General features: G+C 53.0%; 19 protein-coding genes. 14 read left to right on the top strand and 5 right to left on the bottom strand.

Features of this window, described 5'->3' with window-relative positions:
• Nucleotides 1–101 precede the first annotated feature (101 nt).
• Both alaS and SH668x_RS09900 read right to left on the bottom strand, forming a co-directional pair.
• Entirely contained in the window at nt 102–2,732 is a 2,631-nt protein-coding gene (gene alaS, locus SH668x_RS09905) for an alanine--tRNA ligase (protein ID WP_437184894.1), read from the bottom strand.
• A gap of 378 nt (nt 2,733–3,110) precedes the next feature.
• Entirely contained in the window at nt 3,111–4,547 is a 1,437-nt protein-coding gene (locus SH668x_RS09900) for a trypsin-like peptidase domain-containing protein (RefSeq protein ID WP_437184893.1), read from the bottom strand.
• A 313-nt stretch (nt 4,548–4,860) separates the two neighbouring features.
• Between SH668x_RS09900 and SH668x_RS09895 the strand changes: the two genes are divergently transcribed.
• From SH668x_RS09895 to feoB, 9 genes are all read left to right on the top strand, one after another.
• Nucleotides 4,861–6,258, top strand: a complete 1,398-nt coding sequence (locus SH668x_RS09895) for a Gfo/Idh/MocA family protein (protein ID WP_437184892.1) — start codon at nt 4,861–4,863, stop codon at nt 6,256–6,258.
• Between the two features lie 182 nt (nt 6,259–6,440).
• On the top strand, nt 6,441–6,812 hold the full coding sequence (locus SH668x_RS09890; protein ID WP_437184891.1) for a DNA polymerase ligase N-terminal domain-containing protein: 372 nt from the start codon (nt 6,441–6,443) through the stop codon (nt 6,810–6,812).
• A gap of 181 nt (nt 6,813–6,993) precedes the next feature.
• The gene (locus SH668x_RS09885; protein ID WP_437184890.1) at nt 6,994–8,694 is read left to right on the top strand and encodes a DUF1549 domain-containing protein; all 1,701 of its coding nucleotides are present in this window, start codon (nt 6,994–6,996) and stop codon (nt 8,692–8,694) included.
• 225 nt (nt 8,695–8,919) lie between these two features.
• Nucleotides 8,920–10,194, top strand: a complete 1,275-nt coding sequence (locus SH668x_RS09880; protein WP_437188529.1) for a DUF1501 domain-containing protein — start codon at nt 8,920–8,922, stop codon at nt 10,192–10,194.
• Between the two features lie 129 nt (nt 10,195–10,323).
• On the top strand, nt 10,324–10,875 hold the full coding sequence (locus SH668x_RS09875; protein WP_437184889.1) for a sigma-70 family RNA polymerase sigma factor: 552 nt from the start codon (nt 10,324–10,326) through the stop codon (nt 10,873–10,875).
• Between the two features lie 69 nt (nt 10,876–10,944).
• The gene (locus tag SH668x_RS09870) at nt 10,945–13,089 is read left to right on the top strand and encodes a DUF1549 domain-containing protein (protein WP_437184888.1); all 2,145 of its coding nucleotides are present in this window, start codon (nt 10,945–10,947) and stop codon (nt 13,087–13,089) included.
• A gap of 301 nt (nt 13,090–13,390) precedes the next feature.
• On the top strand, nt 13,391–13,624 hold the full coding sequence (locus tag SH668x_RS09865; protein ID WP_437184887.1) for a FeoA family protein: 234 nt from the start codon (nt 13,391–13,393) through the stop codon (nt 13,622–13,624).
• Nucleotides 13,625–13,684: 60 nt separating this feature from the next.
• On the top strand, nt 13,685–13,924 hold the full coding sequence (locus tag SH668x_RS09860; RefSeq protein ID WP_437184886.1) for a FeoA family protein: 240 nt from the start codon (nt 13,685–13,687) through the stop codon (nt 13,922–13,924).
• A gap of 47 nt (nt 13,925–13,971) precedes the next feature.
• The gene (gene feoB / locus SH668x_RS09855) at nt 13,972–16,200 is read left to right on the top strand and encodes a ferrous iron transport protein B (RefSeq protein WP_437184885.1); all 2,229 of its coding nucleotides are present in this window, start codon (nt 13,972–13,974) and stop codon (nt 16,198–16,200) included.
• Nucleotides 16,201–16,580: 380 nt separating this feature from the next.
• Here the strand turns inward: feoB and SH668x_RS09850 are convergent, their stop codons facing one another.
• Together SH668x_RS09850 and SH668x_RS09845 are read right to left on the bottom strand one after the other, a co-directional pair.
• Complete coding sequence (locus SH668x_RS09850; RefSeq protein WP_437184884.1) at nt 16,581–16,892, bottom strand: transposase; 312 nt, start codon at nt 16,890–16,892, stop codon at nt 16,581–16,583.
• Between the two features lie 29 nt (nt 16,893–16,921).
• Entirely contained in the window at nt 16,922–17,221 is a 300-nt protein-coding gene (locus tag SH668x_RS09845; RefSeq protein ID WP_437184883.1) for a hypothetical protein, read from the bottom strand.
• A gap of 1,098 nt (nt 17,222–18,319) precedes the next feature.
• On the opposite strand from SH668x_RS09845, the gene SH668x_RS09840 reads away from it, so the two are divergent.
• From SH668x_RS09840 to SH668x_RS09825, 4 genes are all read left to right on the top strand, one after another.
• Nucleotides 18,320–18,526: a FeoB-associated Cys-rich membrane protein gene (locus tag SH668x_RS09840; RefSeq protein ID WP_437184882.1), complete on the top strand. Its 207-nt coding sequence runs from the start codon at nt 18,320–18,322 to the stop codon at nt 18,524–18,526.
• 434 nt (nt 18,527–18,960) lie between these two features.
• Nucleotides 18,961–19,191: a hypothetical protein gene (locus tag SH668x_RS09835; RefSeq protein WP_437184881.1), complete on the top strand. Its 231-nt coding sequence runs from the start codon at nt 18,961–18,963 to the stop codon at nt 19,189–19,191.
• A 168-nt stretch (nt 19,192–19,359) separates the two neighbouring features.
• Nucleotides 19,360–20,265, top strand: coding sequence for a carbohydrate kinase family protein (locus tag SH668x_RS09830; RefSeq protein ID WP_437184880.1), 906 nt, complete (start codon nt 19,360–19,362; stop codon nt 20,263–20,265).
• A gap of 128 nt (nt 20,266–20,393) precedes the next feature.
• Nucleotides 20,394–21,314, top strand: coding sequence for an NAD(P)-dependent oxidoreductase (locus SH668x_RS09825; protein ID WP_437184879.1), 921 nt, complete (start codon nt 20,394–20,396; stop codon nt 21,312–21,314).
• Between the two features lie 31 nt (nt 21,315–21,345).
• On the opposite strand, the gene SH668x_RS09820 is transcribed toward SH668x_RS09825, so the two are convergent.
• Complete coding sequence (locus SH668x_RS09820; protein WP_437184878.1) at nt 21,346–22,272, bottom strand: DNA integrity scanning protein DisA nucleotide-binding domain protein; 927 nt, start codon at nt 22,270–22,272, stop codon at nt 21,346–21,348.
• A 371-nt stretch (nt 22,273–22,643) separates the two neighbouring features.
• Here SH668x_RS09820 and SH668x_RS09815 point away from each other — a divergent pair, with 371 nt between their 5' ends.
• On the top strand, nt 22,644–24,218 hold the full coding sequence (locus SH668x_RS09815; protein ID WP_437184877.1) for an aldehyde dehydrogenase (NADP(+)): 1,575 nt from the start codon (nt 22,644–22,646) through the stop codon (nt 24,216–24,218).
• Nucleotides 24,219–24,336: the final 118 nt, after the last annotated feature.

The raw sequence follows: 24,336 nt of genomic DNA, 5'->3' as shown, positions 1-24,336 counted from the left end.
CATATCCGCGAGTGCCCAATTTTACTGGCCACTCAACTTACGTCAATTCCGTACCCCCGAATCTTCGACAGAGTTCGAGGATACAGAATATTAGATTACAACTACTTTAATAGCGCCTGACGGTATTGAGCAGCACCGGCAGCCAGCGCTGCATCGATCTGGGTCACGTCTTTTCCACCTGCTTCTGCAAGGTCCGGACGTCCCCCGCCACCGCCACCGACGAGTTTCACTGCATCTCGGACGCAATCACCCGCTTTGATACCACGTTTCACAAGGTCCGGGGTGACTGCTGCGAGCAACGCCACTTTCCCATCGATTTCGGCAGCCAACAATACCGCGACAGAGCCGCCGGCCTTACGCAGGTCGTCCGCGTACAGCTTCAGGGTGTCTCGATCCGAATCTTCGATTCTTCGGCAGATCACCTTCGTTTCGCCGATGACCTCTGCCTCTTTCAAGTATGTCGCGACAGACTCTGCAACGGCAGCTTTGGTGAACTGTGATAACTGCTGTTTGGCTGCTGCCAGTTCAGCTTGCAACTTCTCAATTCGACGTGGCAGCTCTTGGATCTGAGAGACTTTCAAGGAGGTCGCCACGTTCTTCAAAAGGTTCTCTGTCTCGCGAGTATGGTCCAGAGATTTTTGCCCTGTATAGGCAACAACCCGGCGAACACCTTTCGCGACTCCTTCTTCAGAAATAATGCGGCAGAAGCCAACCTGACCTGTGGTTGTGAGGTGAGTCCCTCCGCACAGTTCCACGCTGAAATCACCCATCTTCACCATACGCACTTTGTCCGGGTATTTCTCGCCGAACAGCATCATCGCCCCTTGATCACGAGCACTCTGTTGATCGGTAACGACCGTCGAAACAGATGCCCCTTCAGCGACACGGCGATTGATTTCGTTTTCAACCTCCAGAATCTCGTCAGAGGTCATCGGACCTTTGTGCGAGAAGTCGAAGCGAAGAACGTCGCTATCCACCAAAGATCCACGCTGCTGAGCATTTGGTCCAAGAACCTGTCGCAGAGCATGGTGCAGAATGTGGGTGGCGGAGTGAGCACGTCGAATCCCCGCACGGCGATCTTCGTGTACAGCAGCGAGTACTTCATCTCCGACGCTCAATTTGCCCGACTTCAGATGGCCAATGTGCAGAGTCAGTTCGCCGTCACGCTGCGTGTCGATCACTTGAAACTCAACACCCTTGGAGTTTTTGAGCACGCCGGAATCGCCGACCTGTCCCCCGGTTTCACCATAGAAAGGAGTCTTGTCGAGGACGATGGCGATCGGGTCTTCGTGACCGACCTCTTCGATGACGTCGACGAGTTGCTTCTCCGCAATGATTCCAATGATCTTGCCGGATGACTGCAATTCATCATATCCCAGGAACGTTGTTCCCCCGGACGTTGTGCGAATCGCGTCGAGCGGTCCCGCTGCCATCACTGCGTCGGAGAACGATCCACGACCGCTGGTTGTACGGTGCTCATCGAGCAGTTGTTCGAACTTCTTGATATCAACCGACAGGTTATGGCGAGCTGCCATCGCTTCCGTCATCTCAATCAGGAAGCCTTCCTGCGTGTGCAGTTCGAACGCTTCTTCACCGGTGACCGATTGAGCCTTTCCAGACTTGCAACGGTCAACGATTTTATCGAATCGCTTCAGACCACGATCGACGATGCCGAGGAACTGTTCTTCTTCCTCCTTGATCGTGTTCGCTGCCGCGACGATCGACTGGGCGACGTCAGGGTAGGGGACCTTCATTGCTTCGACGACGGCTGGAACCAACTGATGCAGGAACGCATCCTGCATCCCGATCAGATAGCCTTCGAGCAATGCGCGTCGCAACAACAAGCGAACGATGTAACCTTGCTTTTCGTTGCTCGGGACAACCCCTTCATGCACACACATTGTGACTGCACGAATGTGGTCAGCGATGCGGCGAAGAGCGCGCCCGTGCTCTCCCTTGAAATCGTATTTCACACCGAGAATGTCCCCGGCAGCCACGCACAGCGGGCGAATCGTGTCGATCTCGAAGTTGCTTTCTTTCCCCTGCAGAACGGAAGCGCAGCGTTCCAACCCCATGCCGGTATCAATATTTTTCTTCGGCAGCGGGACAAGGTTATTGGGAGGATTCCCCACGCGATTGAACTGCGTAAAGACGAGGTTCCAAATTTCGACCTCTTTGCTGCCGCTGGGCGGATGATAATAAATTTCGCTACAAGGTCCGCAGACGCCATCCGGCCCTTGGCTCGGGGCGCTGGCCGGCCAGAAGTTCTCCCCTTCATCTTCCCGCTTAATGCGTTTTGACTCGAGACCAATCTCCTTTTCCCAGATGTTGAACGCTTCATCGTCGTCCAGATAGACCGTCACAGTCAGGCGGTCACCATCGAGGCCGAGCCATTTTTTGTCGGTCAGGAATTCCCACGCCCAGTGAATCGCTTCTCGTTTGAAGTAGTCTCCAAACGAAAAATTCCCGAGCATTTCGAAGAAGGTATGATGGTAAGCAGTGACACCAACGTTCCCGATATCCCCGGTACGAATACACTTCTGGCAAGTCGTCGCTTTAGTGAAATCAATCGGACCAATGCCCAAAAATTCATTCTTGAACTGGTTCATCCCCGCTGGAGTGAACAGAACCGATTTGTCTCCATGTGGAACCAGCACGTCGCTCGGACGACGGACGCAGCCCTTTGAAACGAAAAAGTCGAGGTACTTTTCACGAAGTTCGTCAGTTTTCATGGCTGCTCAAAAGGCCGCGATCGTCAATTTGTCGTGGAAGCGTTCGCTCCGGGACATCATCGACTCTCGTCAGCGGGTAGTAGGATTGTTCTGATAAATTTGATTTCGCAGTGCGATTATCGGCGGAACTCGCAATCGGGGATCATTTGACTCCCGACCCAAACGCCAAAACATCACTCTTTTTTCGGCCAATGTAAGGGCGAGCCAGCGATTCATTCAATCCGCCAGCCCCACTTATATTTTCTGGACAATAGCACAATCTTATCGATGAGTGGGAAGGGAGGCCACTTGAGACGATTTCCCTGAAAACCAGGGCTTTTCAACAATTCAACAACCACTGATTGCTCCGCGGAATTCCATTGTTGTGAGTGAATGAACTCAAGGAGCCGCGTTCACGAAAACTTCCCGACCGTCATCCATTCTCAATGGAGTAGAGCCCGGCCAGTACTTCAACGCATCGTGGAACTCAGATGGCGAAGCGACGGGAAGTTCACCTACTCTCAGAATGAATTGCCCCGCTGTCAGCCCCGCTTTGGCTGCTTCGCTGCCAGCTTCCACTTCTTGAATTCGCACCCCTTCCGATGTCGCACTCGGAATTTCCATCGGAGGACCGGAAAGCAGGATCTCCGGAAATCCGACGTTGAGCCCGCGCCACTTCAAAGGGACGGCTGACTGGACGGTCGCTGGGGGCGGCTGATTCGTCCCTCTCTTGCCGACACGCACCTTCACGGTCTGAACCGACTGATTCGACGGGCGATAAATCGTCCACTCAGTCACTGTTCCGGGGGGAGCCAATGAGATTGACGTTCTGAAATCTGCCACCCCGCTCACAGTGGAACCGTTAATCTCAAGAATCCGGTCGCGAACCCGGACTCCTCCAGAGTACGCCGGTGACACTCTGGAAAATCCCTGAACCTGTAACTCCCCCTGATTTGCGAATTGCCGCAGGACGACCGGTGCGTTTCTGACCGGGACGACTTCCAGAAAAACTCCCGATTCACCGTATTCAATTTCCTCGCCGGCAATCATTTTCTCAATCCACGTCCGGATGACCTGAGTCAAGGGAAGGGCGATGACTCCGCCGGCCTCGCCAAAAAGACGATGAGTGGCGGGAAGCGAAACTGCAATCAATTTCCCCTGCACATCGACAATCGCCCCCCCTGAAATCCCCGATTCATTTCGAGTATCGATCGACCAATAAAGATTTGAATTTTCCAGCACCGAATTGAAACCGGAAGGTTGCAGTGTCTCTGAAAGCTCTTGGTTCTGATTACTGACCATCCCCTTGGTGACAGAAACACTTCCCGATCGCAGCAGTCCCCACGGGCTCCCAAATGTCAGAACTTCTTGACCTTTAATAGCCTTTTCTGCTTCACCAAGTTCCATCGCACTCGTGTTTTCGAAATCCTCGGGAATACCCTCGACTCGCAGAATTGCTAACCCAGTCTCCCAGTCAAGAGCGTGAATCATTGCCGGACAGGTTCGTTTGCCGGCCAGTCCCACGAGCAATCGCTTCTCGACCTGTTGGTTCTTATCCACGCCAAACGGCGCCACGGTTTCAGCTTGAGCCAGCACAAAAAGCCGATTCGCAGACTGATCTACGGCGACCACGATCCCACACATCACGTCCCGGGGAAGAACTTCCTGCGGGCCCTTCTTGCATACGATCCGGAAGAGATCAACCTGAGCAGGAAGCGGATATTCTGGTGTCCCGATATAGCCAGCGACCGCCACAACAGATCGTTCCGCTTTTCGAATCGCATCGGGAATTGAAAGGTCTTGAGCGTACAACGTCGACGCCCACAGAGCCGCCACGAGAACTCCGGTCGCACAGCGAATCAAACCGGCCCCAACGCTGCCTCTGATCCATCTGATGATTGAATGGAGTGCGATGTAATGGGGTCCAAATTGTGGTTGCTTCAACATGACTGTGACCCGATGAATTCTTCGAAATTAACGCCTGTTCAGAGCAACAAATTGCTTTGCAATACTGATGTGATGCACGCTACAGTCCACTGAGCAAATCCACAAACGTTGATGCATCAATCGCTAATCAAGGGATCCTGAGTACCTGTTTCGTTTCTCTCTCAATTTCTGAACCCGAGCCAAATCGCTCTTGGAGTGAAGTATGACACAGATCAATTCGCGCCGCGACTTTCTCAAAGTTTCCACTTTGGCTGCCGGAGGGGCGTTGATACCCTACTGGTTCAGCAGCCAGAGAAGTCTCGCAGAAGTCGCTGCCCGGAGCCCGAACGAACGGCTGACCATTGGATGCATTGGCACAGGGGATCGCTGGCGGCAGGATCCGTACACCCGAATGAAGAATTACGGAGACGTTGTCGCTCTCTGCGATGTTGACCAAAACAACCTGAACCGCGCGAAAGATCGAGTCGAGAAAGATCAACGGGATGCCGGAAAAGAACCTCAACTGCAACTCGAAGAGGACTACCGCAAGATCCTCGAACGAAATGACATCGACACCATCATCATCGTGACTCCCGATCACTGGCACTCCAAAATTGCCATCGAAGCGATGCAGGCAGGGAAAGATGTCTATTGCGAAAAACCGCTCACCCTCACAATTCATGAGGGGAAACAGATCATCAAGGTTCTCGAGGAGACTCAGGCTGTCTTCCAGGTCGGCACGCAGCAACGCACCGAAATGGGACACCGATTCCTGCAGGCAATCGCCATGATCCGAGATGGTCGCATCGGCGATGTCCGAAAAGTGACCTGTGATATCGGAGGAGCGCCGACAAGTGGTGAAATTCCGGTCGCTCCTGTCCCAGAAGGGCTCAATTGGGAGTTTTGGCTCGGACAGGCTCCACTGGTCGATTTTCGCTACAAGGCAACCGGCGACCATTACGGACACAGTCGCTGCCATTACGAATTTCGCTGGTGGTATGAATATTCGGGAGGGAAAATGACTGACTGGGGAGCACACCATGTCGACATTGCTCAATGGGCAATCGAGCAGCAAGGGCCCACCCAAGGTCCCGTCAGCGTTGAGCCAGTGATGGGCAAACACCCCGTGCCGTTCGAAAATGGAAACCCGACGCTGGACAATAGTTACAACGCAGCGACAGAGTTCGACGTCAAGGTGATGTTCCAAAATGGTGTCGAAGTCCGAATCGTCAGCAATTCCCCAGACAATAACGGGCTACTCTTCGAAGGAACAAAGGGGCGATTCCACGTGTCGAGAGATCGCCTCAAGGGAGCTCCGGTGGAAGAACTTCAGTCGAATCCACTTCCGGAAGGGGCTCTCGAGGAGGTTTATGGAGGCCCGATCGCAGAAAACCATCAGGCCAACTTCGTGGAGTGCATCAAAACCAGGAATCGACCGATCTCTGATGTCTGGACTCATCACAAAGCGATGACAACATGCCACTTAGCAAACATCGCACTGCGGAGAAACGAGACGATCAACTGGGACCCGGTTGCAGAGGAAATCATCGGAAACGAAGCTGCTCGATCAATGCAGTCTCGCGAACAACGCTCAGATTATGAGATCAATGTTCAAGTTTAAGTGAGCTCTGTCGAGACAAATCTGCTGCAAAATCTCCGAGCCCAGCCATCGCCGCTGGGCTCGACGATTTTTCGGTGTTTCGAAACGCACACGAATCCAAGTTGGCCGGCAGGAATTTGTGCTGTAAAATTGACGGTAATCACCATGACTCCCCGACATAATTCGCCGAAGCTGACTTCCTGATGCCCCGTTTTGTGATTCTGGAGCACGACTGGCCCTACCGTCACTGGGATTTACTCATCGAGGCAGGGGGTATCCTTCGCGCCTGGAGATTAAAAGAATTTCCCGATCTGAACTGCGAAATTCCCTGCGAAGCAATCGCCGATCATCGCGTGATGTATCTCAATTACGAAGGGCCAGTATCGAACGACCGGGGGAGCGTGAAACGGGTCGAATCTGGAAACTGCGAGGAAGATCCCACGACAGAACACGTTTGGAAATATCAATTTTCAGGTTCCCGGGGGTGTTTTACCGGCACAATGTTCGTCTACAACGGCAAACTCACTGTAAGATTCGCCTCGAAACCTGCCCAGATACAAACCACAACCACATAGCATAAAATGCCTTACGGCACGCAGCAGAAAACCTCGCGTTCGTTCACTCGAAAAATCATTCGAAGTTCCAACGAACAGTTTCGCATTCCCGGTGGTACAGTATGAGAGACCTCCCAATTCAACGAAACCCCCGAGTGAATCAGCCTTTGGGTTCGTAGAAGTGATCAGGATGAGCAAGTTCATGAACCGTTCAATTCCCCAAGTTTCTTTCCGATCGTTGAAGCCACTGGCTGCCAGCATTGGCTGTCTCGGGGCAGCATGTTTGATCGCAATCGGTGGAATGAATCCTTCCGCTACTGCCGCTCCCCCGACCAGTGTTGAAGACTTCAGCACTGGGATCTCAGATCGGACAGTCAATCTGATCGATGGAATGATTGCCCAAGGTTGGGCAGACAACGAGTGTACCCCCAGCCCGGTCGCTGACGATGCCGAGTGGGTCCGACGCGTTTACCTGGACATCGTCGGCCATATTCCCCCTGCAGATGTGGTCCATTCGTTCCTGGAAAACAAAGAATCTGATAAGCGAGCCAAGCTGATCGATCAGCTTCTCGAAGACCCCGATTACGTCCAGAACTTTACAGAAGTCTGGACCAACATTCTGATCGGCCGAAATACGCCCGACCGCACAAGTCGAGTGGGGATGCGCAAGTTTCTGCGTGAGGCATTCGCCAGAAATCGCCCTTGGAACGAAGTTGTCTACGACCTCATCACAGCCGAAGGGCACTTCGAAGAAAACGGAGCAGTGAACTTCATTCTTGCTCAGCTTCAATTAAACCCGGGCTCCGAGGACTATCACGTCGAAGCGACGGCACGCTTGACCCGCATTTTCCTTGGGCAACAAATCCAATGCACTCAGTGCCACAACCATCCATTTAACGAGTGGAAACAGAATCAGTTCTGGGAGTTCAACAGCTTCCTGCGACAGACTCAGCGTATTGACCACGACAAGTACAATCCACGCACCGGTGACACGGACGATGATTACTCAGAGCTGGTTTATCGTGAGTTCATGGGACCAGTTTACTTCGAAAATCGCGCAGGCCTGATGCAGGTCGCTTATCCAGCCTACAAAGGTGCGGAAGTCGACCGCAGCTCACAAGATCGTCGCACCGAATTAGGTAAGTTAATCTGCCACGACGACAACACAAACCAGATGGCCCGCGCCATGGTCAACAGGATGTGGGGTTACTACATGGGCTATGGCTTCACCCGGCCTGTGGACGACATGGGACCACACAACCCTGAAAGCCACCCAGAAATCGTCGATTTGCTTACCAAGGAATTTGTCGACAGCAACTACGACCTGAAAAAACTTTCGCGGATAATTTGCAATACAAAAGCGTACAACCTCACGAGCCAATTCAACGCCAAGAATGATTTCGACAACCCCGCTGCCGGTGAGATCCCATTGTTCAGCCACATGTATGTGAAAACCATGCAGGCAGAGCAACTGTACGATTCGCTCCTGATTGCAACCAACGCAGACCGCGCTGGTGGAGCCGGATTCGAAGAAGCGGAAGCTCAACGCGAACGCTGGATGGTCGACTTTCTGCGAATCTTCGGAGGAGATGAAGGGAACGAACCGACGCTCTTCAGCGGCAGCATCCCTCAGGCTCTGCTGATGATGAACGGAGCTTTGGTCGAAAAGGCAATCAACGTCGAAAAAGGGAGCTACATCAACTCGGTTCTCAGTAATCCGAAGTACAAGACAGATGCTGCCCGGATTGAAGCGCTCTACCTGTCGGCATTAGGACGCCAGCCATCCAAGCAGGAAACCACGCAGCTACTTAAGTTAATGAAGTATCAACCTGATCCGCTAAAAGCCTATCAGGATGCGTACTGGGCTCTGCTAAATTCCAACGAGTTCATCGTAAATCACTGATCAACCCTCCTCAGAGGTATTTCGATATTTTCCAGAAAAATGTCCGGTTCTCGACTCAGAAACATCGCTGAACCGGAGTTATTAAGTGCCGTTCAAAATTAGCATCAACAGATGTCGCTGGACGTTGTGACAAAAGTTTCAGAAATGGTCGCCGAAGCGGTGTTCGCTTCCAGTTGCCCCACGACAAGATTCAACGCTTCGGATCATCAAGAAAGTGGACCTCTCATGCTCAACAGCTTTTCAAACAACCTGTCTCGTCGGCACTTCATGAGTCACCTGGCGATGGGAAGTGCGACAGCTTTGGGTGCGACTCACTTCCTGAGTCACCTCGAAGCACGAGCCCAGGAAGTCAAATCCAACCAGAAGGCTTGTATTCTGGTTTGGCTTGGAGGAGGAGCCCCCACAATCGATATGTGGGACCTGAAGCCAACATCCAAGAACGGTGGAGAGTTCAAACCCATCAGCACCAAAGGTGATCTGCAAATCTCTGAGCATCTTCCAGAGATTGCCAAGGTAATGGACAAACTCTCTGTCGTCCGCTCCATGAGTACTCGCGAAGCAGATCACATGCGCGGCGATTACTACATGCACACAGCGTACGTTCCAAACCCAACCGTCGTGCATCCGACATTCGGTTCGGTTGTCAGTTATGAGCTGGGAACGAAGCGAAAAGAGCTTCAGATTCCTTCATTCGTTTCCATCGGTGGGGGAGGAGCGAGCCCAGGATTTCTTGGGATGTCCCATGCACCTTTCGTCGTCGATCGTCAGGGACGCATCCAGAACGCGAATACCGACACACTCGACAAAGTGCGTCTTGAGCATCGCTTGCAGATGCTCGGTGCGATCGAAAACAACTTCATCAAGTCAAACCGTGGTGACGCGGGGCAGGCTCATAAGGAAGTCTACGAAAAAGCTGTCAATCTGATGACTTCTCCTCAGATGAAAGCGTTTGACATTGCAGATGAATCGGACGAAACCAAGAAGCTTTACGGCGAACACGATTTCGGCCGTTCAATGCTGATGGCCCGCCGTCTTGTTGAACGCGGAGTTCCATTTGTCGAAGTGAACTTCCCAGGAAACTGGGACTTGCATTCAGGTGTTTTCGACACGCTGAAGACGACAAATCTCCCTCGTTTGGACAGCGGTATCGCCGGCCTGACCCGCGATCTTGAGCAGCGTGGAATGCTGAACGACGTGACCATCGTCTGTATGGGTGAATTCGGACGCACACCGAACATCAATCAGACAGTTGGACGCGATCACTGGGCGACAAGCTGGTCCTTGCTGGTCGGCGGGGGTGGATTGAAGGGTGGGCAGGCGATCGGCTCCACCGACGCTGACGGTGTGAACATCACAAGCGAAAGCTACCTTCCTGGAGACCTCTGGGCGACCGTCGCACATGCTCTGAGAATTCCATTGAATACCGTTCACACTTCGAAACTCGGACGCCCGATGCCACTCGCTGGCGGTGGAAACGCCATCAAAGGCCTGATTGGTTAGTAACGCCCGTTTCCACTCGGAATCGAGTCGGAGCACAATTGAGGTGTTTGATAATCATCGGGCAGTCTGGCTTCGTTCAGGCTGCCCGATTTCCGCACATCGGCCAGTGAAATTGCAGCGTGACAGACCGTGGCAGACTCGGTAGAGAATCTCGGAACACGTCCTCCAAGTGAAGAGTTTGTGCAACTTTTCACGAAGGCGCAGCGAACTCTCTATCTGTACATCCTGTCGCAAACAGGAAATGTGCAGAGCGCAGAAGAGATTCTTCAAGAGACTAATCTGGTGATCTGGGCCAAGCTCGACCAATTTCAACCGAACACCAGTTTCTTCGGATGGACGCGGCAAATCGCGACGTATGAGATCCTGAAACATCGGCAGCGGTATCGTCGCGACAAACTGACCTTTTCCGATGAGTTTCTCTCAGCGGTGGCCGGAGAATCGGAAGCACAGTCAACGGAACAGGAATTACGTCGAGAAGCGTTACAAGTTTGTCTCGGCAAGCTGGATCCCAAAGACCGAGAACTGATTCAGCAACGATACCAGCCGGGATCGAATGGGAAGGAACTCGCTCACAAAAGGAACCGTCCTCTCAATTCGGTGTATCAATCATTAGGACGAATTCGAAAGACATTACTGGAGTGTATCCACCGTCGCATGGCCACAACTGAGATCGGCAGCTAACCAGACAGCCTGCTGTTCACACAAACTCATCAACGAAGACTTAAATTTTATTCGCAGCGAGATTTTGAAGTGAAGACGTTTAACAAACAGGAACTGCTTGCTCTGGTGGAAAAGCTCTGCGAAGAGACTTCCACTCCAGCAGACATTTCACGTTTGGAAGAGATAGTGCTTAATTCTCCAGAAGCACGCAAACTCTACGTTGAAGCGATTACTCTCCACGGACTTCTCTACTGGGATGCAGCAGGCTTAGGAGCGCTTCCCGATCCAAGTGGAATCGTCAAAAACGCACACTTTGAAACGCAGATCAATAGCAGCAGGACACCGGTCGCCCAAGCGACAAGAGGGCGATTCAATAAGCAAGCAATCGCCGCTGTGGCCTCGCTGTGCGCAGTGCTCCTAATTATGGTCTCGGTCATCTACTTGAATGGGCCCAACGCTCAAGTGGCGGCCGTTCCTGATCAGCCGGTGATCGAGCCCCAACATGACGCTGCTGAAGAATCGCCCAAACGGAATTGGCAGTTCTCCAAAATTCAACTTCCTGCAACGCCTCCGTCTGGAAGCGTCGCTGAAGCGACTGGACAGAAAGCAGTCGAGTCAATTCTGGCGAGCAACCCAGATGCAACTGCTTCGAATTTCCAACCGATGACCGATGACGATGTCGTCGAACGCATTAATGAACGAATCCTCGCTGCCTGGGAAGAGGAGGGCGTTACGCCATCCGCCGCAGCGAATGATGCAGAATGGGTTCGTCGTGTGTATCTCGACCTGGCTGGTCGAATTCCAACAGCGTCTGAATCAGAGTCCTTTTTGCAAAGCCGTGACTCCGATAAACGAGTGAATCTTGTCGATTCGCTGCTGGCGAGCTCGGAATTTTCCAGAAATATGGCCACAGTCTGGACGAACTTGCTCGTTGGCCGGACTCGCGAAATGAATATCGATCGCAGCCAGTTGCAAACATGGTTGCAGCAGGAATTCCAAAGCCATCAACCGTGGCGAGAAACGGTGATGGAACTGGTCTCCGCTCGCGGCACCTCGCGGGAGAGCGGTCCTGCTAATTATCTGCTCGCACATCTCAATAACGAAGCCGTACCAGCGACTGCGATTACGTCTCGCATTTTCTTGTGCGAGCAACTGCAATGCACCCAGTGCCATCAGCATCCAACAGTGAAAACGTGGGGGCAGGAGAGGTTCTGGGAACTGAAAGCATTTTTCCAGCAGGCGAGTATCCGAGAGAAGTCTATCATCGACCCGGTCTCGGGAAATGCAGACTTGGTGCGGGAACTCGTCGATGCGGAGGAGGTTGGCCCGACGTTTTATGAAAACCTTCGCGGCGTCATGAAAGTGGCTTATCCCAAGTTTGCCGGTGTTGAAATTCCGGTCAAAGATCTTGAGGAATCCGTATCGCTGCGAGAGGAACTGGCAGGATTGCTGTTTGCCGATTCCCGTCCGCAACCTGCTCGAGCATTCGTGAATCGCACGTGGAGCCAACTTCTGGGCTACGGTTTTACAATTCCAATCGATGATATGGGACCTCATACACCCGTGAGTCATCCAGAGTTGCTGGAAGATCTGACAGCTGCGTTTGTAGCAAGCAACTATGACGTCCATGCGCTCGTTCGCTGGATCTGCCTGTCAGAGCCGTACCAACTCACCAGCAAAGTGGCGAAACCGAATCCTCTTGATGCACCCGAAATTGGAGAGCGGCCACTCTTCTCCAGAATGTATGTGAAACAGCTGACTGCAGAGCAGCTCTACGATTCCTTACGGATTGCTTCTGGGGCCTCTATTCAGGTATTGGAGAGCCCACAATCTCAATCGCAGCGAGACGAATGGCTTCGCCAGTTTTACGCTGCGGTCGAAACCGAAGAAAATGGTGAGAGCTCGACGCTGGATGGCTCGTTATCACAAGCACTCATGATGATGAACGGCGAGCTCATTCAGCAGGCGACGGTAGCAGAGGAAGGAACGGTCCTGGGATCGGTTCTCTCGACGCCCGCTCTCTCTGAGTCAGATCGTATTCGCCGACTCTCGGTCGCTGCGTTGTCGCGTTACCCCACATCAGAAGAATTGAATTCTTTGAAAGCTGCTCTTCGCCGCAACGTCCGCAAGCGAGTGAATGAAGAAAACCAACCTCCGCAAGTTGCGATGGCTGAAGGTTTAAAAGACCTTTACTGGGCACTCCTCAATAGCAGTGAGTTTGTTTACAACCACTGACGACGCCTACTGAATGCTGTGCCTCCCCGCTGCGCAAAAGGGCCCTGGGTCTCACATTTTCGCCCTTCAGCCCGTCTCTGCTAATCTCTTCAGCTAATCTCTCCCGGTCGACGACTCAAAAGTCGTTCTCTTTCCTCGCTTTCATTCTCGGTCCCGGCGGTTCCCAAAGGGGACGACAAGGGTTACAATCAACGAAATTGAGACTCAGTGTCAACTCCCCGTCTGTTGACTAGTTGCACCTGAACTGATGCCGCAGATTTCACTTCCATCATTGAAGAGTTGAAGAACCCCGGGACATTCGATGTCTGAGATCCTCCCCATTGAAGCGATGCACGAAAACCAGCACGGTCGCATTGTGGAGATCGTCGGCCCGATGAACTGGCAGCATCGGCTTCAGGAACTCGGTCTGTGTGAAGGAAAGCTGGTCCGACTCGTTAAACGAGGCGAACCATGCATTCTTGCCATTCACGATCAACGTCTCAGTCTTCGCTGCGAGCCAGGAACAATGGTTCTCGTAGAAATTGGCGCAGCTTGAACGCCGCCTCCATCAAGAATCATGCGGACGCTACTGAAACTCACTGGATAACCGATCACGATGCGGACACTGGCAGATCTGAAGTCAATTGGCGAGACAGCGACAATCTCTGACATCGAAGGGGATGACAGTATCGCCGTCAGAATTATGGAAATGGGGCTGACAGAAGGGGAAGAAATCTCATTGATTGGGGCCGCTCCTTTAGGGGATCCGTTGGAATTTTCCATTCGCGGCTACCGGATCTCACTCCGCAAGAGTGAAGCGAAACGCGTTCTGATTTCCGCTGCTTCCCAGTCGTAGTGCCCAACTGGCATCCCGATTCCTCCCCCCAGCATAAGCTCCAATCCATGTCGACCTCAGTCAAACTCCCCGCCAATTCGTCATCAACTTCCCCCCTGACGATTGCGTTGATTGGGAATCCGAACACCGGAAAAAGTACGCTCTTCAATGCACTGACCGGAGGCAACGCACGAATTGGTAACTTTCCGGGTGTCACCGTCGAGAAAAAGCTCGGTTCTTTGGTGCATCACGGGAGGCAAATCAATTTAGTCGATCTGCCTGGAACCTACAGCCTGGCTCCCCGTTCAGCAGATGAAATGGTTTCTGTCGATGTTCTTCTAGGTCGTCAACAGGAAGTCGGAAAACTCGATGCGGTCGTGTGCATCGCCGATGCCAATAACCTCGAACGGAATCTGTATCTCTTCAGCCAGATTCGCGATCTTGGCTTGCCGGTTCTTCTCGTGCTGAACATGTGGGATTTGGCCAAAGAATCTGGCACCGCAATCGACCTGAAGGCTCTCGAGCAGCGTCTCGGCGTGAAGATCGTCACCACATCAGCCCAGCGTCGAGAAGGAATTGACGCTGTCCGTCAGGCCATTCTGGAGACAGCATCACAGGGAGCGGTTCCGCCGGTCAAACTTTTCTCGCCCGCGTTTTACGAAGAAATTGAGAAGCTCGGTCATTGGCTGAAAGAGCATGGGACCGGGGAGGTCCCTGAGTATCTGCGTGAGCGTCTGTTGTTGGATGTTCATGGGGAAGGGGAGCATCGACTGGCCTTAAAGGTCGGAAACAGTCTGAGCGAATTTCTCTGTAGTTCCAGGCAGCGACTGCTCGATCAAGGTTGCCGCATTCCGCTGGTCGAAACGAAAGTTCGATACAACTGGATTCGTGAACAACTCAACGGGGCAGTCACACGATCGTCAGTGGCGTCCGTAAAGAATTCGAGCGACCGGATCGATCGCTGGTTGACTCACTGGTTCACCGGAGTCTGCTTTTTCATCGTGCTGATGTTTCTAGTGTTCCAGTCAATTTTCTCATGGGCCGCTCCGCTCATGGGCTTAGTGGAATCTGGTCAAGAGTTTGTTTCAGACCTGATCAAAGGAATGGTCCCTCCGGGAATGCTCCAGAGTTTGTTAGTTGACGGGATCGTGGCAGGCGTCGGTTCTGTCCTCATTTTCCTGCCGCAGATCATGTTGCTGTTCCTGTTCATCGCCGTGTTGGAAGACTGCGGCTACATGGCACGGGCCGCATTTTTGATGGACAAACTCATGTCCAAAATCGGCCTGAGCGGGAAATCGTTCCTGCCGTTGATGTCTTCATTTGCCTGTGCGATCCCCGGTGTCATGGCGACACGCGTGATTGAAAACCGACGGGATCGAATGGTGACTATGCTGATCGCACCACTCATGAGTTGCTCGGCACGACTCCCTGTTTACGTCCTCATGATCTCGGCGTTCATCCCGTCAATCGGTTTACTCAACGGATGGATTGACTTGCAGGGGATTGTATTATTCCTGATGTATTCAATTGGCGCTCTCGTCGCGATTCCTGTTGCATTGATCCTGAAGAAAACCTTCTTCAAGGGAGAAACGCCTCCGTTTGTAATGGAACTCCCGAACTACAAATGGCCGAGCTTCCGCGTTGTCTTTGACCGCGTGTTGGATCGAGCAAAGGCATTCGTTCTACAGGCTGGCTCCCTCATTTTTGCAGTGACGGTTTTGGTCTGGGCAGCGGGGTATTTCCCGGAAGATCACGCCGAACACCATCGCGTGCAAAAGGAAATCGTGTTGGAAGAAGAGGCCATCCCCGAAGGCGAGAAGACCACACCCCGGCTTGAAGAACTCCTCGAGAACGAACGCCACATCAGCGCAGAATTGATTCACGCAAGTTATCTCGGACGAATGGGGCGTGCAGTCGAACCCATTTTCAAACCCTTGGGATGGGACTGGCGACTCTCCGTGGGAGCAATTGCCTCGTTCCCTGCTCGCGAAGTGATCATCGCAACCTTGGGAACAATCTTCAGTCTCGGTGGAGATGTGTCGGAAGAGGATCAAGGACTCATTGCAACGCTTCAGAATGCAACCTGGCCAGATGGCTCTCCACTCTTCACGATTCCTGTCGCTCTTTCTGTGATGGTGTTTTTCGCACTCTGTGCTCAGTGCGGGGCAACATTAATGGTGATCCGCCGAGAAACCAACAGCTGGATTTGGCCGATCTTCACGTTTGTCTACATGACAACATTGGCATACATCGCCGCCCTGATCGTCTATCAAGTGGGCACAAGAATACTCGGGTAATGCGCCGGTCGAACTCAGTCCAACATTGGAATTCGGAACTCGATGACGTCTCCGAAAATCGTCTCATGTTTCGTTATTTCAAGATACAGTTTGACAAACGCTCGATGGAGAATCAGAAGGTGATCATGCTCAGGCATGGTCCCGTAGGCTCCGCAAGCTTTATTCGATTCCGTTCGAACCTTCTTGACGGCATGTAGCATCCACTAGATCGCATCCAACATATGTGTATCGGTATCCGCAGTGTCGGAAGTAGTTGACGCACTCGCTTGGGGAGAACCTGTCGATCAGCTGGCCGCAGGTCTCCCACAGCGACTCAACACTACGGCATTGGGCACACCGCAGCAGCCACTTGAACTTCGAAAACACCAGTTTATTCGGATTCAGATCGGGACTGTAGGGAGGAAGATGGAGCACGTGTGCTCCGCGAACCTCGATCGCTTCACGTCCCCTGACACCTTGTGGCTGGTGAGGTCGTCCATGATCAGAATGCCTCCAGGTCCGAGTGTCGGAGCGAGGTGTTGCCGAACGTAGTTGACGAACACAGCGTCATTGACTGCTCCAGCGATCACCGGCGGAGCTGTCAGTCCGCTCAGGCGCAAGCCCACCAGAAACGTCGCCGACTTCCAGTGGCCAAACGGAGTATGACAGACCAGTCGCTCACCACAGGGTGCTCGACCGCGGGGACGGGGCATGTTGGTTTTGGCCCAGGTTTCATCGAGAATTACCAGCGTGTCAACGTCTCACCCTGACTGCAGCAACTTCCAGACAGCCCTCCGTTGATCGACGTCAGGTCGGGCTGCGGCCGAATAGCGTCTTCAATCTGTTGTTGCTCGGCCATCCATCTGGGAATCCGGTTTCGCTTGATGAGCGGAGCGGTCTTGCCCTGTTCGTGGCGTTCCTGCTTGATACGCCGCTCCCACGACTCGCTGACATCAAACCGCAGCACAACTTCCCCAGTTACTCCTCCCGCATCGCAGACCGAGAGGACCTCTCTTCTAAACTCCTTGGAGTAAGGCTGCATGATCACCTCCGTTGAAGATGGGATGATGCAGACCACCCACTCAACACAAAGGGCGCTAGTCCATCGTCGGACGCTCTCTAAGGGACATCCACGTGACATCCAAGGCCCGTCTGAAGCCAAGGAACCATCACATAAATCCCCAAAAAACACATACGTAATTAGACTGTGAGTGTCCGGACAAAACTGATGTTGGCATGACTTGCGGGTCCGCTGGGACAGGCGAGAGGACATCATTCAGGCGTTCCATGATATCGCCAACTCACTGATCACTTGGAGATTCCTCAATGCTGATTAAGTTTTGTCCGTCGGCTCTCAGGTCACGGACTGTGGCGGACGTTGGGGAGTCCGCAAGCGGCATCCCGTTGTGAGAGTTCATCAGGTGAGACTTGCTACCACAGCGTTCGCAATCTGTCGAATTCGGACCGATTTTTGTCGCCCCAGCGGGGTATTGATCAAGCCAGCATCTACCAGGACTCTCGCCATTTCTTAGCATTACGCTTCGTGGGGGAGGGGAAGTGAACGCCTTGAAAGACTCGTGGACCGTTCTATAAATCGAGTCGGCGAAAACAACACTTCCGGGACTTCCCTAGTCCCGGTGGTAGGTCTCACAAGTCACGACGCAGTTAACGACGAAGGGGACTCGCGTGAGCATCTCTGCAAGCGGACGCCGACCATTGAGAGAGAACTCGTGGGGTGATAAGAACGCTTCTACGTCGTTCTAAAATTCATCAATTCGCAATCGTTTGTCCGTGTCCGTTACAGCTTGAACGGACAAGTCCGACCGTCCCACAATCCGCAAATCATGCGACCAATCGATTGATCCGGACGCTTCTCGTTCCGTCGATCCCGGTGTCTCCTACGAGGCAAGAATTTCGTGTCAGCCCCTGATTGTCCACAGCGAGACCACCGCACAAGAAGCAGTAACGCCCCTGCAATGATGATACACAGGCTTTGCACGACCTTTTTCCTGCATTCTCCGCCACACTCACCCCGCGACAGCGGCTACAGGAAGACTGTCGGTTTCTATTGTCGCTAGTGACTTTGAATGCACCCGCGTCTAAAATGAACTGAACGCTTTTCCTCAACCGCGAGTCGACGATGGACTGGCAATCTCTAATCGTGCTGCTGTTCGTGCTGCTGGCATCCGCAATGATGCTGCGCCGAATCTGGGCCCTCTTCCAAGGGAAACCGTCTCAATGTGGCGGCGGTTGCTCCAGTTGCCCGTCGAACAAATCCAACGCCGCTGATACACAGTTTGTCACACTTCAAGGGATCCCCGGTCGCGATCGATCGGTCGAACTTTAACTCCTGTCTTCGGGGAGTGTGAGGCGAATGGTGACAGAAGCGGGTTCAAACGCTCTGTTTATCGCCACCGGAACACCACAGCCTCTCCCGAGGAAGGCGTTCCACGACTCCGCCCGAACAAAATCGCTGGAGTGAGCCCTGCGGTTCGGATGTCTGAGCTGAAAAACCGTCGTTCGCTGCCGCGCTGGAATTGACGCTGGCACCATCTGTGACGGTTACATCGGAACTCCCGAATAGAGCGACCGAATCCACACCAGCAAACTCATCCCATTCAACCACACCACCGCAGACCACCACGTCGTGGCGATTGTAACGTTTGCAATACCAGCAAAGTTTCGCACCTCAATAAATTTTACCAAAACCACCAATCTTCTCAAAAACTCCCCTCTTCTCGTCGATTTCATACTCAGTACACAAGAACAGGGGACGCAATCATGCAAGCAAATGAAACGAACACCGAAGTCCGAGAACAACTGACTCGCATCGAGCGTCAGTTCGCTGCACAGCGAGTCTCTCTCGAAGAAGAGACCGTTCGGTTCGCAGAGTGGAAGAACGATTGGGAAATCAGACAGCAATCCATCGATGCGACACTTCAACTTCTGAAGTCTCGACTCAGTCGCAAAGAATTGGGGCTCTCTGAAGCAACCCTGAGACTGTTTTCTTAATGTGCCGTCCGGGTGCTGGCAAAAAGTGAGCACCTGGACGCATGGTTTGACACTTTCATCGCAAACTTCGAAGACTGCTTCGACATTCTTTGTCACTCAGTTTTCGTGGTCGACCGACTCTGGTACTTTTCATCGAGTTGCAGAATTTTGCTGACGAGATGAAACGCGATGACAACAAATCCACTTCCGATTGTGATTGGCCTGGGTGAACTTCTTTGGGACGACTTTCCAACGGGAAAGCTTCCCGGAGGCGCTCCCGCAAACGTCGCTTTTCAGGCGAATCAACTTGGCTTTCAAGGGCTCGTGGCAACGCGAGTCGGCGATGATGCAGACGGGGCAGAAATCCTCGGTCTCCTCGCCGAAAAAAATCTGGATCTCTCCATTGTCCAGAAAGACGCCAAGTATCCAACTGGCCGCGTGACAGTTGAACTCACTGACGGCATTCCCGCTTACGACATCCACGAAAACGCAGCGTGGGACTTTATCGAGTTTGATGCCAAGCTTCAGGCCGTTGCAGAAAAAGCTGCCGCCGTCTGCTTCGGAACACTCGCGCAGCGTAAGGAAATCTCCCGCAACTCGATCTACGCATTCGTTGAAGCAACTCCTCACGATTGCCTGCGAGTTTACGACGTCAACCTGCGTCAGAAGTTCTATACTGCGGAATGGGTGAAGAAGTCGCTGTCGATTTGCAACACTGTCAAACTGAACGATGAAGAAGTCGAGATTCTCGCACCGCTTCTCAATCTTCCAATCGAAGAAGAAGCCTTTGCCAAAGGGCTCATTCAGGATTACGGCGTGCGATTGGTCTGTATTACGCGTGGGGCGAAAGGGTGCCTTGTCGTCACCAAAGACGAAACACACGCAATTCCAGGCAAAGCAGTGAAGGTTGCCGACACCGTTGGGGCAGGGGACTCATTTACCGCTGCCTTGATCGCATCTCAACTTCGAGGTTGGCCACTCTCTTTATCAGGCGAGTTTGCCAATCGTGTTGGCGGAATGGTGGCCTCACGCTCAGGAGCAATGCCGGAGTTACGACGCGAGTTCGAACAGCTGATCGAGCAGTATCAGCCGTAATCAAATTCCGAGTGAATTTCTCGATCTAAAACGCGAAACAATGGACGCAAGTCTTCACAAATCATCTGATTTTGTGAAGACTTGTTTCCTTAATAGACCAGCTCCACTGCATCCCGAAAGGTGTTCCCATGACAGTTCCTTTGATTGCTCCAGGAAAAACACGGATTGGGTGGATCGGAACTGGAGTCATGGGGGCGAGCATGTGCAGCCACCTGATGTCAAAAGGGTTCTCCGCGACGGTTTACAACCGCACGAAAGAAAAGGCTCAGACGCTTCTGGATCAGGGAGCACAATGGGCAGATACTCCCAAGGAGGTAGCGGAGTCTTCCGATGTTGTCTTTGCGATTGTTGGTTACCCGAAGGATGTTCGCGAAGTCTTTCTCGGTGAGCAGGGGGCATTGGCCGGTGCCAAAGTGGGAACTGTTCTCGTTGACATGACGACGAGCGAGCCTTCGTTAGCTGTGGAAATCGCTGAAACCGCGATGAAAAAGCAGATTTATGCAGTCGATGCACCCGTTTCCGGAGGAGACATCGGCGCTAAAGAAGCCCGACTCTCCATCATGATTGGTGGTGACGAAGCGGTTGTCTCGGCACTTCGCCCCTGCTGGGAAGCCATGGGAAAGACCATCGTCCATCAAGGGCCAGCGGGTGCGGGGCAACACGCGAAAATGGTGAATCAGATTCTTATCTCTACCGGGATGATCGGAGTCTGCGAAGCTCTGCTCTATGGTTACAAAGCAGGTCTGGACCTGGAAACCGTACTGCAATCGGTCTCCAGCGGGGCAGCCGGTAGCTGGTCTCTCTCCAATCTTGGCCCTCGGATCATTAAGAACAATTTCGATCCTGGGTTTTTCGTCGAGCACTTTATCAAGGACATGGGGATCGCACTGGCGGAAGCGCGACGCATGAATCTGTCGCTCCCCGGTTTGGCACTGGGAGAACAGCTCTATCAATCAGTGAAAGCCAAAGGCTGGGGCCGAAACGGGACTCATGCCCTGATGCTCTCTCTGGCGGAGCTTTCAGGGATCGACTGGATGAATCGAAAGTAAACCGGTTCAGAGCAGGGGACTGCCGGAAGAGTTACTCTTGCGGCGGTTCAAGCTCGACTTCCTGCCACTTCATGGCCTGCATCATCGGTTCGATGCGAAGAACAACCGCGCCGTTCTGAAAGATTCGAACAGTTCCCGTCGACTCGGAAACTGCGATGGCGATGGAGTTTGTCGCTTTGGAAATCGCAGCGGCGGACCAATGACGTGATCCCAGCCCTTTGGAAAGAGTCAGGTCTTCTGCCGGCGCGTCAAGAATTCGGCCGGCGGCGATCACCGTGCCATCCGATGCGATGACAAATGCTCCATCGATCTGTGCAAGCTCTTTGATGCTCTCGCAAACTCGGGCGTTGGAGATCATTCTCTCTTTTTTGGGATAGCCTCGGAAGGGGTCATGAATTTGTTCGTGTGACATGTCCATCACCTTGCGGTGATTTCCCACGACAAACAATGTTCCGACCCGTTTGCTTTCCCGTCCCTCACGACCAATTTCGACAGCAAGGTCGACGACACGTCGCAATGTCCCCAGTGGAACCTGTGTTTCGAGCCGTTGGAGATCTCTCGCCGTCAGACGAGCGAGGCGTTCGCTCAAGTTGATTACGCTGAGCGTGTCGATACTGTCTCGCTCGTAGCCGGAGTACAGGACAATCACCCGATCCCCCGGTTTAACGAGATTATCGGCGATCGATTCCAGCAACGCCTGACTCAGCTGCACCTGTCGCGTCTGCGGTTCCTGAATCAGTGGGACCATCAGGATTCCGTCTGCTTTGGCGGACTCCTGAACTTCCGGAACGGAAGATGAGACGATCAGCAACGTCTGTTTGAGGTGTTGTTGAATTTCTTTGAAGTCATAAGCGACGTCTGCGAGGAGAATTGTAGCGATGCAATTCGTCTCTTCCGCAACGCGCCGCGCCTGCTTGATCAGGCTGACGAAAATGGGCGGAAGATTGTCTCGGGCCATGTTCAGGAACCTGCCTGCATGCTCGGGGTGTTCCAGTTTTCAACGACGGACTGGACGAATTAACACTGAAAAGATGTAAAAGACTTTCAGCAACAGCTTTAGGGTCGCTTTGGCAGTGTACGACAATTCTGGCTGAGGTCAAACGTCATAAAAAAGTTCTATGCACGATTTTTAGCCCAGGCAACCGCTGTCGAACATTGCCACTCCGCTCATGAAGGCCTACCCTAAGTAGAGAGATGAAGGTTTCTTTGTGAGACAGGATTTTGAGAACATCGCTGTAAAAAACCGGTTCTAATCGCTCTGTTGAGACCTCGTCGTCAACCGTATCTGAGTCTGGAGTGTTGCACTCCCTTGCGTTTTGGAGCTGGGTCATGGAGCGAGTGTACATCGGTGGTGAGTGGAAAGTTTCGCAAGGAAAAAAATCCTTTCACGCAACGAATCCGAACACTCGACAGCCACTCCCACAGGAATTCCCTACTAGCCCTTGGGAGGAAATCGAAGAGGCCATCGACGCCGCTGCGGACGCCTACCAGATCGTGCGGAATTGGCCGGGTGATCGCTTCGCAGCTTTTCTCGAAGCTTTTGCGACAGCAATTGAAGCCAATGCCGAAAATCTCGCACAGACGGCCCACCTCGAAACAGCCCTTCCATACGCACCACGTCTAAAGGACGTCGAACTGCCAAGAACGATCAATCAGCTTCGTCTGGGGGCCGCTGCCGCCAGAGATGGATCGTGGACTTCGCCCGTGATCGACGTCGCAGCGGGACTTCGCACACAATTGGGTTCGATTGGCCCCGTCGTCGTGTTTGGTCCGAATAATTTCCCGTTTGCGTTCAACGGAATTTCCGGCGGAGATTTCGCTGCTGCCGTCGCTGCGGGAAATCCGGTCATTGCGAAAGGGCACCCGCTTCACCCCGAAACGACACGACTACTGGCCGTCGCAGCGGGTGAGGCAGCACTGGCAACTGGAATGCCCGCAGGCTTCGTCCAAATGATCTACCGCACCAGTCACGAAGACGGTGCAAAACTTGTATCACACCCGAAAATTGCAGCCAGTGGATATACCGGGGGTCGTTCGACCGGTCTCGCGTTGAAACATGCCGCTGATCTGGCCGGGAAGCCTTTCTACGCGGAGTTGTCCAGCATCAATCCGGTTTACATTCTCCCGGGTGTCCTCGAAGAACGTTTCGACGCAATGGTGACCGATTTCGTAGGGAGCTGTTTGATGGGAACGGGGCAGTTCTGCACAAACCCTGGTCTGGTCATTCTGAAGAAGGGAGATCTGACTGAGAAATTCATTCAGGCTGCTGCTCGGAAATTTGACGAAGCTCCAGTCGGAACGCTCTTCAGCGAAGGATCGCAAACTCATTTGCAAGCGGCGATTATCGCAATTCAGCAGGCCGGTGCTCACGTTACCACGAGCAGCCTCTCCATTGACTCGACCCGATTCTGCAATGCAAACACGCTTCTTCGCGTCAGTGGCGAGGTGTTCCTCGAGAACCCGGAATCGCTGCAAACCGAGGCGTTCGGCAACTCATCTCTCATCGTAGTTTGCAAAGACGACAATGAAATTGTGGAACTGGCCCGCCACTTTGAAGGGAACCTGACTGGATGTATCTATTCCAGCACAACAGGGTGCGACGACGAACTCTACTCGAAGATCGAACCGGGATTGCGTCAGAAAGTCGGTCGTCTGATTAACGACAAAATGCCGACAGGTGTCGCTGTCAGTCCTGCGATGAACCACGGTGGCCCGTACCCAGCGACAAGTCATTCGGGATTCACAGCGGTCGGCATTCCAGCAGCGATGCGTCGGTTCGCGATGCTTCAATGCTACGACAATGTTCGTTCCCATCGATTGCCGGCAGCCTTGCGTGATCAGAATCCGACAGGAAAACTGTGGCGCCAGATCAATGGCAATTGGACACAAGGTGATGTGCAGTGATCTGATCCAGGCACGCAACAAATCAGACTGAAAAAGCAGATCGCCGGAGTTCCGCTCATGTGGAACTCCGGCGATCTCGTTGTTGTTACAGACTGCACTGGCTGACTCGCTCCTGGAG

Origin of the sequence: Planctomicrobium mucosum (assembly GCF_051466335.1) — a bacterium.
GTDB lineage: Bacteria > Planctomycetota > Planctomycetia > Planctomycetales > Planctomycetaceae > Planctomicrobium.
This window is presented reverse-complemented; position numbering and strand designations above follow the sequence as displayed.

What these genes read in the sequence shown, in the direction of transcription:
- SH668x_RS09830 (WP_437184880.1), top strand. Translation starts at nt 19,360, where the DNA reads ATGACAACAAATCCACTTCCGATTGTGATTGGCCTGGGTGAACTTCTT.
- SH668x_RS09825 (WP_437184879.1), top strand. Translation starts at nt 20,394, where the DNA reads ATGACAGTTCCTTTGATTGCTCCAGGAAAAACACGGATTGGGTGGATC.
- SH668x_RS09895 (WP_437184892.1), top strand. Translation starts at nt 4,861, where the DNA reads ATGACACAGATCAATTCGCGCCGCGACTTTCTCAAAGTTTCCACTTTG.
- SH668x_RS09860 (WP_437184886.1), top strand. Translation starts at nt 13,685, where the DNA reads ATGCGGACACTGGCAGATCTGAAGTCAATTGGCGAGACAGCGACAATC.
- SH668x_RS09820 (WP_437184878.1), bottom strand. Translation starts at nt 22,272, where the DNA reads ATGGCCCGAGACAATCTTCCGCCCATTTTCGTCAGCCTGATCAAGCAG.
- SH668x_RS09850 (WP_437184884.1), bottom strand. Translation starts at nt 16,892, where the DNA reads ATGCCCCGTCCCCGCGGTCGAGCACCCTGTGGTGAGCGACTGGTCTGT.
- SH668x_RS09840 (WP_437184882.1), top strand. Translation starts at nt 18,320, where the DNA reads ATGGACTGGCAATCTCTAATCGTGCTGCTGTTCGTGCTGCTGGCATCC.
- SH668x_RS09865 (WP_437184887.1), top strand. Translation starts at nt 13,391, where the DNA reads ATGTCTGAGATCCTCCCCATTGAAGCGATGCACGAAAACCAGCACGGT.
- alaS (WP_437184894.1), bottom strand. Translation starts at nt 2,732, where the DNA reads ATGAAAACTGACGAACTTCGTGAAAAGTACCTCGACTTTTTCGTTTCA.
- SH668x_RS09880 (WP_437188529.1), top strand. Translation starts at nt 8,920, where the DNA reads ATGCTCAACAGCTTTTCAAACAACCTGTCTCGTCGGCACTTCATGAGT.
- SH668x_RS09885 (WP_437184890.1), top strand. Translation starts at nt 6,994, where the DNA reads ATGAACCGTTCAATTCCCCAAGTTTCTTTCCGATCGTTGAAGCCACTG.
- SH668x_RS09835 (WP_437184881.1), top strand. Translation starts at nt 18,961, where the DNA reads ATGCAAGCAAATGAAACGAACACCGAAGTCCGAGAACAACTGACTCGC.
- SH668x_RS09845 (WP_437184883.1), bottom strand. Translation starts at nt 17,221, where the DNA reads ATGCAGCCTTACTCCAAGGAGTTTAGAAGAGAGGTCCTCTCGGTCTGC.
- SH668x_RS09815 (WP_437184877.1), top strand. Translation starts at nt 22,644, where the DNA reads ATGGAGCGAGTGTACATCGGTGGTGAGTGGAAAGTTTCGCAAGGAAAA.
- SH668x_RS09890 (WP_437184891.1), top strand. Translation starts at nt 6,441, where the DNA reads ATGCCCCGTTTTGTGATTCTGGAGCACGACTGGCCCTACCGTCACTGG.
- feoB (WP_437184885.1), top strand. Translation starts at nt 13,972, where the DNA reads ATGTCGACCTCAGTCAAACTCCCCGCCAATTCGTCATCAACTTCCCCC.